This is a genomic window from Streptomyces sp. NRRL WC-3549 (genome assembly GCF_000721935.1).
In the GTDB taxonomy this organism is placed as follows: Bacteria; Actinomycetota; Actinomycetes; order Streptomycetales; family Streptomycetaceae; genus Streptomyces.
In genome coordinates this window covers 27,342-40,572 of the sequence record NZ_KL585412.1, presented here as the reverse complement: position 1 = coordinate 40,572, position 13,231 = coordinate 27,342, and the positions used below count along the sequence as shown (strand labels likewise).

Genomic DNA, 13,231 nt, shown 5'->3' with positions numbered 1-13,231 from the left:
CCAGGTCGACCTGCGGCCGGTGACCGTCGGTGGCGGCCTGCACCGCTTCGGCGAGCGCCGGATCGGTGACGACGACATCCAGCAGACCGTGCAGGCTCATGAAGGGCTTCCGTCCAAGGGGGCAGGGGCAGCAACGCGAAGGACCCGACACGTAGGACGGGCCGGGGTGTCCAGCGTACGACGTCGGTGTGTCACCCGCGCGAGGGAACGCCGTGCCCGGACGGACGCACCGCGTGCCGCGCCCGCCCCTCGCGCCCCGTCCGGCCCCCGCCCCGTCGCCCACGGCGTAGGACACGGACGGGCCCCGGGGCGTTCGGAGGAACGCCCCGGGGCCGGGCCGGTCACGCTGCGACGCGTTCCGTCACCCGTCGGTGGCGATCGCGTTCAGGACGTTCATCCGGCCCGCCCGGAAGGCCGGGACCAGCGCGGCGAACAGTCCGACGAAGGCGGAGGCGACGAACACCGTGAGGATGGTCGGCCACGGGATCTCCAGGACGCCGAGGCCCTCCAGGGCCAGCAGCTTCTGGGCGGAGGTGCCCCAGCCCATGCCCAGGCCGAGACCGAGCAGCGCGCCGAACAGGGCGATGACCACGGACTCCAGCCGGATCATCCGGCGCAGCTGGCGGCGGGAGAGGCCGATCGCCCGCATCAGGCCGATCTCCCGGGTCCGCTCGACCACCGAGAGGGCCAGGGTGTTCACCACGCCCAGCACCGCGACGATGATCGCCAGGGCGAGCAGGGCGTACACGATGTTCAGCAGCTGGCCGACCTGGTCCTTCAGGTCCTGCTTGAAGTCGGCCTGGTTCTGCACCTTGTACTGCGGGTACGGGGCGAGCGCGGTCTTGAGGGCGGCGTAGGCCTCCTTCTCCTTGCCGTCCACCGCGGCGGCGAACACGATCATGTCCTCCGGCATCCGGTCGGCGGGGACGTACTTCTCCGCGGTCGCCGTGGCGACGTACATCGCGCCCTGGTCCACGCTCGTCTCGTCCGAGGTGATCGCGGCCACGGTCAGTTTCGCGGTCCCGCCCGCCTTGAACGCGACGGTGATCTCGTCACCGACCTCGATCCCGTGCAGGGCGGCGTAGTCCGAACCGACCGACATGGCGTCCTCGCCGTACGCCTTCGACAGGTCGCCGGCGACGGTCTCCCGCCGCAGGTCCTTCGGGTACGTGGGGTCGGCGGCGGTGACGTGTTCGTCGTGCGTCGAACCGTCGGGGCCGGTGAGCTTCGCGCCGAGCACCTTGTAGTGCGTGACGTGCTCGATGCCGGGCACCTTCTCGACGGCCTCGGCGGCCTGCGGCACGACCAGCTGACCGGTGTTCGACTGGACGATGAAGTCCGTACCGACCGACTTGTCCAGCTCTTCGGTGGCGGAGGCCACCATCGACGAGCCGACGACGGAGAGGCACGCCACCAGGGCCAGGCCGATCATCAGGGCCGCGCCGGTGGCTCCGGTGCGCCGGGGGTTGCGCAGCGCGTTGCGCTCCGCGAGCCGCCCGACCGGGCCGAACAGCCTGAGGACGACGACGCTCAGGGCCCGTACGACCACTCCGGCCAGCAGCGGGCCGATCACGATGAAGCCGATCAGGGTGAGGACCACGCCGAGGGCCAGGTAGAGCGAACCCTCGCTCGCCTCCTCCACCCGGGTCGTCGCCCAGAGCCCCGCCGCCCCGGCGCCGGTGAGGAGCAGGCCGACGCCGGCCCGCACCCGGCCGGACTTCGCGTCGGCCGGGGTCCCGGCGTCCCGCAGGGCCGCCATCGGGGAGACCTTGCCGGCGCGGCGGGCCGGGATGTACGCGGCGAGCACGGTCACGACGACGCCGAGCGCCAGGCCCGTCACCGGTGTCGTCCAGGCGACGGTGAGGTCTTGGGTGGAGAGCTCCATGCCCACGGCGCCCATGGCCTTCATCAGCCCGACGGCGAGCCCGATCCCGGCCGCCACGCCCAGGACCGATCCGACGAGGCCCAGGAGCACCGCTTCGACCAGCACCGACCGGTTGACCTGCTCGCGGCTGGAGCCGATGGCCCGCATCAGGCCGATCTCCCGGGTGCGCTGGGCGACCAGCATCGAGAAGGTGTTGACGATCAGGAAGATGCCGACGAGGAAGGCGATCCCGGCGAAACCGAGCATCGCGTACTTCATGACGTCGAGGAAGGAGCCCATGGAGTCCTTGTTGGCGTCGGCGGCCTCCTTCTGCGTCTGGAGCTTGTACGCCCCCGGGTCACCGAGGGCGGCGGCGACGTCCTTCTTCAGCTGCGCGTCCTCGACGCCCGGCTGGGCCGTCACGTTGACGTGGGTGAAGACACCGGGGGCGCCGAGCAGCTTCTCCTGCGCGGTGGCGGTGTCGAAGACGACGACGGCCGCACCCGGGTTGGTCACGGTGAAGGCGGTGATGCCGCTGATCTTCGCCGTGATGTCACCGGTGGCCGCGATCGTCCGCAGTTCGTCACCGATCTTCAGGTGGTGCTTCTCGGCGGTGTCGGCGTCGACCATGACCTCGGTCGGTCCGCGCGGCACGTGGCCCGAGGTGATCTCCATGGAACGCAGGTCGTTGCGCGTCCAGTTGCTCGCGAGCGTGGGGGCACCGGTGTCGGAGCCCATGTTCTTGTCGTTCCGGTCGACGACCGTGACGGACATGCTCATCACGCCGCCCTCGGCGTCCTTCACGCCGTCGGCCTTCCGGATCTGGTCGACGACGGAGGCGGGCAGCGACTCGGGCCGGCCGCTCTCCGGCATGTCGGCGGCGTCCCCGGCGTCCTTCGGGCTGACGGTGACGTCGGCCGACGACACCGCGAAGAGCTTGTCGAAGGTGGTGTTCATCGTGTCGGTGAAGACGAGCGTCCCGCAGACGAACGCCACCGACAGCAGGACCGCGACGGCGGAGAGCGCCATGCGCCCCTTGTGCGCGAGGAAGTTGCGCACCGAGGTCTTCCACACGGTCATGACGTCCGCCCGCGCGCGTCGAAGTCCTTCATGCGGTCCAGGACCTGATCGGCCGTCGGGTCGCGCATCTCGTCGACGATGGAGCCGTCGGCGAGGTAGAGCACCCGGTCCGCGTAGGAGGCGGCTACCGGGTCGTGGGTGACCATGACGATGGTCTGGCCGAGCTCGTCGACCGACTTGCGCAGGAACGACAGCACCTCGGCACCGGCCCGCGAGTCCAGGTTCCCGGTGGGCTCGTCACCGAAGATGATCTCGGGGCGCGCGGCGAGCGCCCGCGCCACCGCGACGCGCTGCTGCTGGCCACCGGAGAGCTGGGTGGGGCGGTGCTTCAGCCGCCCGGCGAGGCCGACGGTCTCCACGACCTGGTCCAGCCAGCCCACGTCCGGCTTGCGGCCCGCGATGTCCATCGGCAGCGTGATGTTCTCCAGCGCGTTGAGCGTCGGGAGCAGGTTGAACGCCTGGAAGATGAAGCCGATCCGGTCCCGGCGCAACTGCGTGAGCTTCTTGTCCTTGAGCCCGGTGATCTCGGTGTCGGCGACATGGATCTGACCGGAGGTCACGGTGTCCAGTCCGGCCAGGCAGTGCATCAGCGTCGACTTGCCGGAGCCGGACGGGCCCATGATCGCCGTGAACTGCCCGCGGACGATGTCCACGTCGACGTGGTCGAGCGCGACGACCCGGGTCTCCCCCGCTCCGTACGCCTTGACGACCTGCCGGGCTCGCGCAGCAACGGCCGTACGCCCTCCAGTGTCCCCGTGCCTGGGAATGGTCACAGCCGTTGTCACGGTTTCTCTCCTATGTCGGTTCATGCCAGGACGTCTCTGCAGACGTTCCGAGTCTCGTGGGTGAGAGGGGTCCGGCGCGCTGGTGCCCGGCGCCGTCTTCGGGTGGGGTTTTCCCCACCCCGTTCTCTGCGGTCAGCCGCATCCGCGACGTAAGAACACGCTAAGGAACCGGGACGCCCGGGCACGTCCTCCGCCGGGAGGAACGCTCCCCAGGCCCAAGTGCGGTGCCTCCCCTAGGGGTTGCGGGCCCTGGAGCGCGCCCCGTGTAGGGGATCCCAGCCTGCGGCATCGGTCTCCCACGGGACGGCGCCCGGTGAGACAGTGAGCCGGGAAACCGGATGCATAGGGAAAGGAAATGCGGTGGGCGGCGCGAACGGCAGGGACGACACGCAGCCGGGGACGGCGCCGGAGCCGGGGCCCGGGGCGGTACGGGAACCCGGGACGGGACCGGAGCCCGGGGCCGGGGAGGCGTCCGCGGCGGCCCGCGCGCGGGCCGACCGTGCCCGCCGGCCGGTCGTCGCCGCGCTCATGCTCGGCATGGGCCTCGCCGCCATCGACGGCACCATCGTGGCCACCGCCGTTCCCCAGATCGTCGGTGACCTGGGTGGATTCGCCGTGTTCTCATGGCTGTTCTCCGGCTACCTGCTCGCCGTCACCGTCACCCTGCCCGTGTACGGAAAGCTCTCCGACACCTTCGGGCGCAAGCCCGTCCTGGTCGCCGGCATCATCCTCTTCCTGGTCGGTTCCCTGCTCTGCGCCGCCGCCTGGAACATGGCCGCGCTGATCGCGTTCCGGGTCGTGCAGGGCCTCGGCGGCGGCGCGCTCCAGGGCACCGTGCAGACCATCGCCGCCGACCTGTACCCGCTGAAGGAACGCCCCAGGATCCAGGCGAAGCTGTCCACCGTCTGGGCCACCTCGTCGGTGGCCGGCCCCGCACTCGGCGGGCTGCTCGCCTCGTACGCCGACTGGCGCTGGATCTTCCTGGTCAACCTGCCCGTCGGCGGCCTCGCCCTGTGGCTGGTGGTCCGCCACCTCCACGAACCGGCCCGGCCCCGCCCCGCCACCCGTCCCCGCGTCGACTGGGCGGGCGCGCTCACCGTGTTCGCGACCGGCGCGCTCCTGCTGACCGCGCTCGTCCAGGGCGGGGTCGCCTGGCCCTGGCTCTCCGCCCCCTCGCTCGCCCTGTTCGGGGCGAGCGCCGCGCTGGCCGCCCTGACCGTCGTCGTCGAACGGCACGCCGCCGAGCCCGTCATCCCCGGCTGGGTCTGGCGACGCCGCACCATCGCCTCGGTCAACCTCGCCCTCGGTGCGATGGGCCTGCTGATGGTCGCGCCCACGGTCTTCCTGCCGACCTACGCCCAGTCGGTGCTCGGTCTCGGCCCGGTCGCCGCCGGGTTCGTCCTCTCGGCCATGACCCTCAGCTGGCCGGTCGCGGCGGCGTTCTCCGACCGCGCCTACAACCGCATCGGCTTCCGGCGCACCGCGATCACCGGCATGACCGGCGCCCTCCTGGTCCTGCTCGCCTTCCCGCTGCTCCCCTTCCCCGGAGCCGCCTGGCACCCCGCCCTGCTGATGCTGCTGCTGGGAGCGGCCCTCGGCCTCTTCCAGCTCCCCCTGATCGTCGGCGTCCAGTCGACCGTCGGCTGGGCCGAGCGCGGCACGACGACGGCCTCCGTCCTCTTCTGCCGCCAGGTCGGCCAGAGCCTGGGCGCCGCCCTCTTCGGGGCAACGGCCAACGCGACCCTCGCCTCCCGGCTGGCCGACGCCCCCGTACCGGGCCTGCCCGGCGACCTCGACGGCGTCTCCCACGCCCTCCAGACCCCGGCCGCCCTCTCGTCCACCGCGGCCGACTACCTGCGCCGGGCCGTCGACAGCGCCACCGACCACGTCTTCGTCGGTGCCGCCGCGGCGGCCGTGCTGGCCCTGCTGGTTCTCGTCTTCATGGCGCCACGCCGCTTCCCGGTCCTTGACGACACCTCGCAGGCAGGCCCGGACGGCGTCTGAGCTTCGTCCGTTCGGCAGCGGTGGCACACGCCGAACGTCACGCCGTATCCGCAGGTGGCGGCGGGTGTGGGCGGTCGGGCGGGCCCCCGCGCGGTTGCGCGGCCCGAGCGAGCGGGGGGTGATGGTGGGGATGCGTCCGGCCCCTCACACGTGCGCGTGGGAAACCCGTTCCGCCGCCCTTGACGGTGACCGGTCATCAGGCGAACACCGCCGAATCCGCGACCACCGAAAGCAGAGGCAGACACCATGCGACACACCTCAGCCACCCTCGCCCTCACCGCCGCCCTTCTCCTCGCCCCCGCGGCGCCCGCCCTCGCAGAGGCCCCCACCGGGCAGGTGACGGCCACCGCCGTCTCCCCCACCGCCGCGAACGACACCGACAAGGACAAGGACGACAGCAGTGGCGGCTGGGGACTGTGGGGTCTCGTCGGCCTCCTCGGTCTGGCGGGCCTGATCCCGCGCGGCAAGAAGAACAACCGCGACGTGCCGCCGCGTCCCGCCCCCGGCGGCAACCCGACGACGGGCTCGCACCCGACGGACCCGCGCGTCTGACGCGGGCGGCGCGCACACCGGCCCGGCCGTGCGGCTCCCCGAGTCCGCCGCGCCCCGACGCGGAACTGCCCGGCTCCGCTCCCCACGGGGAGCCGGAGCCGGGCAGTGCGGCGTACGGACGCGTGCCGGGGATCAGCCCCTGACCGCGGCCACCTCCTGCGGGGCGGCCACGCCGGACCGCCCACCGGTGGCGGACCCACGGACGGCGGGGATGAACGCGGAGACCACCACGGCGATCAGGGCGACACCGCAGCCGAACATCAGGCCGGTACGGAACCCGGCCTCGGAGGTGAAGGTGAAGCCGCCCGCCTCCGTGGTCATCTGGGCGAGGACCGCGCCGATCACGGCGGCGCCGATCGATGTGCCGAGCGAGCGCATGAGGGTGTTGAAGCCGTTGGCGGCGGCCGTCTCGGACGCCGGGACCGAGCTCATGATCAGGGCGGGCATCGCACCGTAGGCGAGGCCGACTCCGCTGCTGCTGACCATCAGGAACAGCATCAGCCCCCAGGCGGAACCCATCAGGAGGATCCCCAGCCCGTAGGCCGCGGCGATGACCAGCACACCGCAGATCAGGGTGAACTTCGGGCCGCGGGAGTCGGTGAGCTTTCCGCCGAGCGGCGAGATGATCATCATCATGATGCCGCCGGGGGCCATCCACAGGCCCGCCGCGAGCATCGACTGGCCCAGGCCGTAGCCGGTGGCCTCGGGGAACTGCAGCAGCTGCGGCGCGATCAGCATGCCGGCGTACATGCCGAAGCCGACGAAGAGCGACGCGAGGTTGGTGATGAGCACGCGGGGGCGGGCCGTGGTGCGCAGGTCGACCAGCGGGTCCTCGGTCCGCAGTTCCCAGACACCCCAGGCGAGGAGCACCACGACGGCGGCGGCGAACAGGCCGAGGGTCGTCGTCGAGGCCCATCCCCACTCGGCGCCCTTGGAGACGGCGAGGAGCAGGCAGACCAGACCGACGGCCAGGCCCAGGGCGCCGGGCACGTCGAAACGCTGCCCCTTGGCACCGGCCGGAACGTCCGGGACCACGAACCAGATCAACGCCGCGATGACGAGGGCCAGCGCCGCGGAGCCCCAGAACAGCACCCGCCAGTTCGCGTACTGGGCGACCGCCGCGGCGATCGGCAGGCCGAGCGCCCCACCGATGCCCAGGGAGGCGCTGACCAGGGCGATGGAGGAGCTCATCTTCTCCTTCGGCACCACGTCACGCAGCAGGGCGATGCCGAGCGGCACCATGCCCATGCCCATCCCCTGGAGCCCGCGTCCGACGATCATCGGGACGACGGAGGACGCGAGCGCGCACACGACCGAGCCGACGATCAGCGGCACCGAGCAGGCGAGCAGCATCCGGCGCTTGCCCAGCAGGTCGCCCAGGCGTCCGGAGACCGGCACGCACACCGCCGAGACCAGCAGCGTGACCGTGATCACCCAGGCGGCGTTGGAGGACGTGGTGTCGAGGAGCCTCGGCAGCTCCGCGATGAGTGGAGTGACCAGGGTCTGCATGATCGCCGCCACGGTGCCGGCGAAGGCGAGCGTGGCCACCACACCGCCCGATCCGGCTGTCGGCTGGTGCGCATCCATGAAGGGGAACTCCTAGGGTCGGGCCTCGGGAAGGAGATGTGCATAGTACATGCTTAATGTGTCATGCATGCCATGTGCCCAGTGCACATTCGGGAGGGTGCGCCGCCTGCACACACGCGCCTACGCCACCCGACCCCGTGCCCGCGAGACGCACCCCGTGCCCCGCGAGACGCACCTCGGCCCCGCAGGAAGCACCTTCAGACGACGCCCCCCGCGCACGAAGGAGCGGAGCCGCTCAGTCCGGCGCGACGGGCGTACGCCCCGTGAGCGTCGCCAGAGCCGTCCGTACGTGCGCCATGTGCGCCCGTACCTCCTCGCGGGCCTCCTCGTGCTCCCGCAGCACCCGGTCCGTCTCCCGGCCCACCCGGTCCTCGGCCACCCCGGCCTCCGACAGCAGCGCCGCCGCCCGCGCCTCCGCGTCCTCCTGCCCGTGCCGGGCGGCCTCCTCCGCCTCGGAGAGCTCCCGTCGCGCCCGCGCGATCAGCGCCTCGCCACGCTCCGCCAACTCCGCCTCACGCGCCGCCACCACGGCCTCCGCCGCCGCGAACTCCTCCTCGGCCGCCTTGCGCCGCTCCGCGTGCTCCTGCTCCTGGTGCGCCAGCACCCCCGCCGTACGGCGACGGGTCCCGGCCATCTCCGCGTCCGCCTCCTCGCGGACCCGGCCGGCCTCCTCCAAGGCCTCCCGCACCAGCTTCTCGCCGGTGTCCCGGGCCGCACCCAGCAGCGCCTCGGCCTCCTCACCGGCAGCCGCCCGCCCCGAAGACGCCGCCGCACGCGCCGCCTCCTTCGCCTCCCGGCCCGCCGCGTCCGCGGCGTCCCGCAGCGCCTGCGCCTCCTCCACCGCCGCAGCCCGGGCCGCCTCGGCCTCCTCCTCCGCCAGCGCCAGAATCCGCTGGGCCCGCTCCCCCAGCGACACATACGTCTGCGGCGCCAGCGACGCCACCACCTCACGCAGCCGCGCCGACTCCGCCGTCAACTCCTCGGCGAGGGCCGTCAGCCGGGCCACTTCCTCCCGTGCCCGCTCCCGCTCACCCGACAGCACGGCAACGGCACGGTCCACCTGCTCCGGACGCCAACCACGCCCGCGCACACGGTCGAAGCCGAACGCGGACACCGGTCCACCACTCATCCCTGAAGCCTCTTTCCGCTCGCCGACGCCCCGACCCCCAAGCAATACGTCAAGGATGCGGCAAATGATGCCGGAAGTCGGAATCGATCAACCGCATTCAAGACGGAAGCGACCGGCATCACAGACGGCATGAAGGGGTGGCGTCCGGACCCCACCGGGTCCGGACGCCACCCCTCCAACGGGTCAGATCACAACAGCCCGTCCCACATCTGCTCCAGCAGAACCGACCACCAGCTCTCCGGAGACGCCAGCGCCGCCGCATCCAGTGCCGCCAACTGCGCCTGGAAATCGACGGTCCAACGGCCCGCCTGCTCCGGATTCAGCCCGTACCGCAACCGCCACATCCGGCCCAGCAGCGCCATCGAGCGCACGAACTCCGGCAGCCCGGTGTTCACGAACTGCGGCGCCACGGCCTGTCCGCCCGGACCCGCCTCCACCGGCACCGCCACGATGTTCGCCGTGCCGTACTGGACGCAGACCGCCCGGCCGAAGTCCGACCCCATCACGAGGTACGAACCCGCGTCCGGCGCCGCCTGCACCTGACGCTGCGCCGCCAGCTCACCCAGCGTCGGCACCACCGGCTGTCCCGGCTGCGCCCAGAAGAACGGCCCGAAGTCGGCGGGCAGACCCGCCCACACCAGGGTCCGCGCCACGGCCTCCGGCACACCCTGCCGGGACACCGCCCGCTGGTCGAAACGGAGCACGCCCTGCGGACCGAACGCCCCCAGCATCTCCTCCGCCAGCGCCTCCGGCGGCAACGGGCCGGCGGGCGAGACCTGCGGCAGCGGCGCCCGCACCGGGGCCGGCCGCGCCGGCCCGTCGGCCACCTGGTGCAGCTCACCCTGATGCGTCAACAACGCCTGCATGCCCTGCTGCCGGCTCGCGTGATCGGTGCCGTACGGCGCGACGCTCGTGATCCGGACCTGCGGCCACATCTCCCGGATCATCCGCGCGCAGTACGCACCCGGCAGCTCACACGACTCCAACTCCGTGTGCAGCTCGATGACCTGCTGCGGCGGCACGTTCATCGCCCGCAGCTCGTGCAGCATCTGCCACTCCGGGTGCGGGGTGCCCGGCGCCGAACGGCGGATCAGCCGTCGGCTGCCCGGCGGGCTGCTGCGGATAGCCGTACGCCGGGGGCGGCGGCGTGTGCGGGCCCGCGGGAGCCCCCGGAGCCCCGGGAGGACCCGGAGGACCGGGAGGCCGCGGCACACCCGGGCCGGACGGCCCCGGACCCGCCAGCATCGTCGCGGCATGGTGCACGCCGCCGCCGGGCGGCGGCGTCGCCCCGGGAGGAGCGGGCGGCCCGGGGGGCGTGGGTGATCCAGGGGGCCCGGGGGGCCGGGGAGCACCGGGCGGCCCCGGGGGCCGGGGCGTGTTCGCGCCGCCCAGGCCGCCATCGGCCAGCATCGTCGCGGCGTGGTGCACGCCGCCGCCGGGCGGCGGCGTCGCCCCGGGAGGAGCGGGCGGGCCCGGAGGACCCGGAGGCGTGCCCGGAGCACCCGGAGGCGTGCCCGGAGCGCCGGTCCCCCCCGACGGTCCGAGCTGCGACACCAGCTGCGTCGGCACGTATCCACCCGCGGGCCCGTCCGGGGCCCCCGGGGCGGGCGGCGGCACGGCGGCCCCCGGACGCGCCCCCGGCGTACCGGGCGCCCCCGGCGGCGGCGGGGTCGTCGGCCCCGTCCCCCGCGCACCGCGCGGCGGCACCACGGCCTTGCTGGTGGCCGCGTCCGCGATGTCACCGGCCGAGGACCCCGGACCCACGTGAGGCGCGGGCGCCCCCGAAGGCGGCGTACCCGGGCCGGCGGGCGCCCCGGGAGACGGGGTACCAGGACCGGCGGGCGCCGCCGGAGGCGGCGTACCCGGACCGGCCTGCGGGTCGAGCCCCGGGACGACCGCCGTCCTGGGGAGCTGGCTCCCACCCGACATCAGCGCCGTCGGCGCCTCCGCCGACACGCTCGGCGGCAACGTCCCGTCCTCGTCCGCCCCGGACAACGGCGGCGCGAACACCGTGGCGGGCAACCCCACCGCACCCTCGTCCGAGCCCGCGTTCGTGTCCGTACCCGCCCACGGGGTCGCCCCGGCCGGCACACCGTCCGACGCCGTCGGCTCGTGGTCGTCGTCCCCGCCACCGGCCGCCGGCCACACCGACGCCCCCGCGTCGGCCGAACCCGCACCGGCCGGCTCCTGACCGGCGGACCCCGGACCGGAACCGGAAGCCTGCGCGGGAACCCCCGCCGGAGCGGACGGCCCCCCGGCGGCACCCTGCTCCGCACGCCGGTCCGGAATCCCCAGCTTGTCCGCCGCCTCCTGGAGCCACTCCGGCGGGCTCAACAGGAACGACGTCTGATTCAGATCGATACGCTGCGGCGGCTCCGGAGCGGCCGGTGCCGCATCAGACCCCCCGTACTCCTCCTCGTACCGGCGGATCACCTCACCCACCGGCAGCCCCGGCCACAACGTGGCCTCACCGCTGTCCCGGGCGATCACCAGCCGCTGGCGGCCACCGTCCGACACCGGACCGCCCGCCCGGTCCTCGGCCCACACCACGAAGCCCAGCCCGAACTCCCGGACCCGCACCTCCCGGTGCTGATAACCGGGCACGACGCCGTTGACCCACTCGTCGGCCCGCTCCTGCGCCTGCGCGAACGTCACCATCCGGCGCTCACCCCTCCACCGGGACGGTCCGCGCGAAGCCGCCGTCCACCATCAGGTTCGCCACTGTCTCCAGCTCCGGCGGATTGCCCGCCAGCCGCTGCAGGAAGGCGTCGAAGTCCTCACCGCACGGCAGCAGAAGCCGCTCCACCCGCTCCTGCACACCCCAGCCGTCCTGGTCCCGGGCGTCGTCGTACGCGCAGAACCACACCGACCCCACGTCCCCGCCCCGCACCTTCACGGCGACGATCCCGCCCTGGACGAAACCGACCCCCAGGTAGTCCTTGGTGAAGTGGTCGCGCAGACACTTGTTCACGTACACCAGGTCGTTCACGGCGGCCTCCTCGCGCACCGTGAAGAACGGCTGGTCGACCAGCAGACCCAGCTCCGCGTCCAGCGCCGCACCCACCGGAGCACACCCCCCGGCCGCCTTCAGGAACGACCGGTAGGCCCCCGGCAACCGGTACCCCAGGTCCTCCTCGACGCCCAGGACCTGCTGCTCACCCACGGCCACACCACCCTTCGGCAACACGAAGTGCACCGGGCGGGTCTCCTGCAACGGGCGCGTACCCCGCCGCAGCTGGTCCACCGACGCCGTCGCCAGACCACCGTGATGACGCAGCAGCGCCTTCACCTCGACCGGAACCAGCTCCATCCGGCGGCCCCCGGCCACGTGGTGCCAGATGTGTATAAGAGACAGAGCCGCAGCTCGTCGATACCGAACCCCGGCGGCGGCTCCGCGATCTCCGCGGCCGCGCGCGCGTACGGCGAGAAGTCCGGGACGCCGCTCCCGTCCACGCGCACACCTCTGGGGTGGCGGGACGCCCGGACCGGATCCGGAAAGTGCACGACCTGCCCGGCATAGGCCGCGTTCGGTGGCGCGGCTTGCTGCCCGAGCCGACCTGTCGTCATGGCGGTTGCCCCCTGCTGCGTCTGGTGTTCCGCACAGCCTAAGCGGTGGCGCGACAGCCGCCCCCGTCCCTGGGCGACCCTCACACACCGTCACGAGCGTGTGACGGTACAGCCACCGCCCCGCGACACGCAGACACGTTTCCCCGCCCCAGCTTCCCCAGCACCCTGCGCATTTGGCAGGCTGTCCCCCGCAACTCGGGGGATTGCGGGAGGGAAGTCCACAACATGCACCCTGCACAAACAGTCACGTCCGGAGATCCGCGACTCAGCTGGAGCAGCACCGACCACAGCCGCACGCCCCAGCTCCTCCACCGCCGCGACGGCATCCTGCCGGCCGTGGCCGCAGCCCTGTCCGTACGCGGCGAGACACTCACCTGCACCGCGGGCAAGGGCGACCAGCCACCCGTCCTGCACCACCTCGTCCAGGACTTCCTCGACACCCTCACCAGCAACCAGCGCGAACGCTTCACCGGGCGCTGCCCCGAGGCCATACTGCTCTCCCGCCAGCTCACCGCCGCCGACAGCAGCCGCTCCAAGCGCGCCCAGCGCAAGCCCCTCACCAACGGCGAAGCCCGCCGCGCCCTCAAACACGCCCGGATCACCGCCCGGCACATCCGCGAGGACGGCGACCCGCTCCACGGCGGCTACGCGGCCCCCTGCCGC

7 protein-coding genes and 2 pseudogenes are annotated in these 13,231 nt (G+C 73.1%); 3 read left to right on the top strand and 6 right to left on the bottom strand.

From position 1 onward, the window contains the following. Positions 1-361: 361 nt before the first annotated feature. Positions 362-2,944: an ABC transporter permease gene (locus IH13_RS0120580; RefSeq protein ID WP_031086559.1), complete on the bottom strand. Its 2,583-nt coding sequence runs from the start codon at positions 2,942-2,944 to the stop codon at positions 362-364. Further along, positions 2,941-3,729 (bottom strand): ABC transporter ATP-binding protein, encoded by a 789-nt coding sequence (locus IH13_RS0120575; protein WP_031086557.1) that lies wholly within the window; start codon positions 3,727-3,729, stop codon positions 2,941-2,943. Before IH13_RS0120575 ends, IH13_RS0120580 begins: the two co-directional genes overlap by 4 nt. A gap of 360 nt (positions 3,730-4,089) precedes the next feature. On the opposite strand from IH13_RS0120575, the gene IH13_RS0120570 reads away from it, so the two are divergent. Continuing rightward, entirely contained in the window at positions 4,090-5,733 is a 1,644-nt protein-coding gene (locus IH13_RS0120570) for an MFS transporter (protein ID WP_031086556.1), read from the top strand. 246 nt (positions 5,734-5,979) lie between these two features. Continuing rightward, positions 5,980-6,285: a WGxxGxxG family protein gene (locus IH13_RS0120565; protein WP_031086554.1), complete on the top strand. Its 306-nt coding sequence runs from the start codon at positions 5,980-5,982 to the stop codon at positions 6,283-6,285. A 132-nt stretch (positions 6,286-6,417) separates the two neighbouring features. Here IH13_RS0120565 and IH13_RS0120560 read toward each other — a convergent pair whose 3' ends face one another. From IH13_RS0120560 to IH13_RS0120545, 4 genes and pseudogenes are all read right to left on the bottom strand, one after another. After that, a complete protein-coding gene (locus IH13_RS0120560) occupies positions 6,418-7,872 on the bottom strand; it encodes an MFS transporter (protein ID WP_031086551.1) in 1,455 nt (484 codons plus the stop codon). 235 nt (positions 7,873-8,107) lie between these two features. Beyond that, complete coding sequence (locus IH13_RS0120555) at positions 8,108-9,001, bottom strand: coiled-coil domain-containing protein (RefSeq protein ID WP_199814768.1); 894 nt, start codon at positions 8,999-9,001, stop codon at positions 8,108-8,110. 188 nt (positions 9,002-9,189) lie between these two features. Continuing rightward, positions 9,190-11,659 (bottom strand): annotated as a pseudogene (locus IH13_RS37970) (SUKH-4 family immunity protein). A gap of 7 nt (positions 11,660-11,666) precedes the next feature. Next, positions 11,667-12,568: pseudogene (locus IH13_RS0120545) on the bottom strand (SMI1/KNR4 family protein). Between the two features lie 225 nt (positions 12,569-12,793). On the opposite strand from IH13_RS0120545, the gene IH13_RS0120540 reads away from it, so the two are divergent. Beyond that, positions 12,794-13,231: YwqJ-related putative deaminase (locus IH13_RS0120540; protein ID WP_031086545.1), on the top strand; the 438-nt coding region annotated here is incomplete at its 3' end.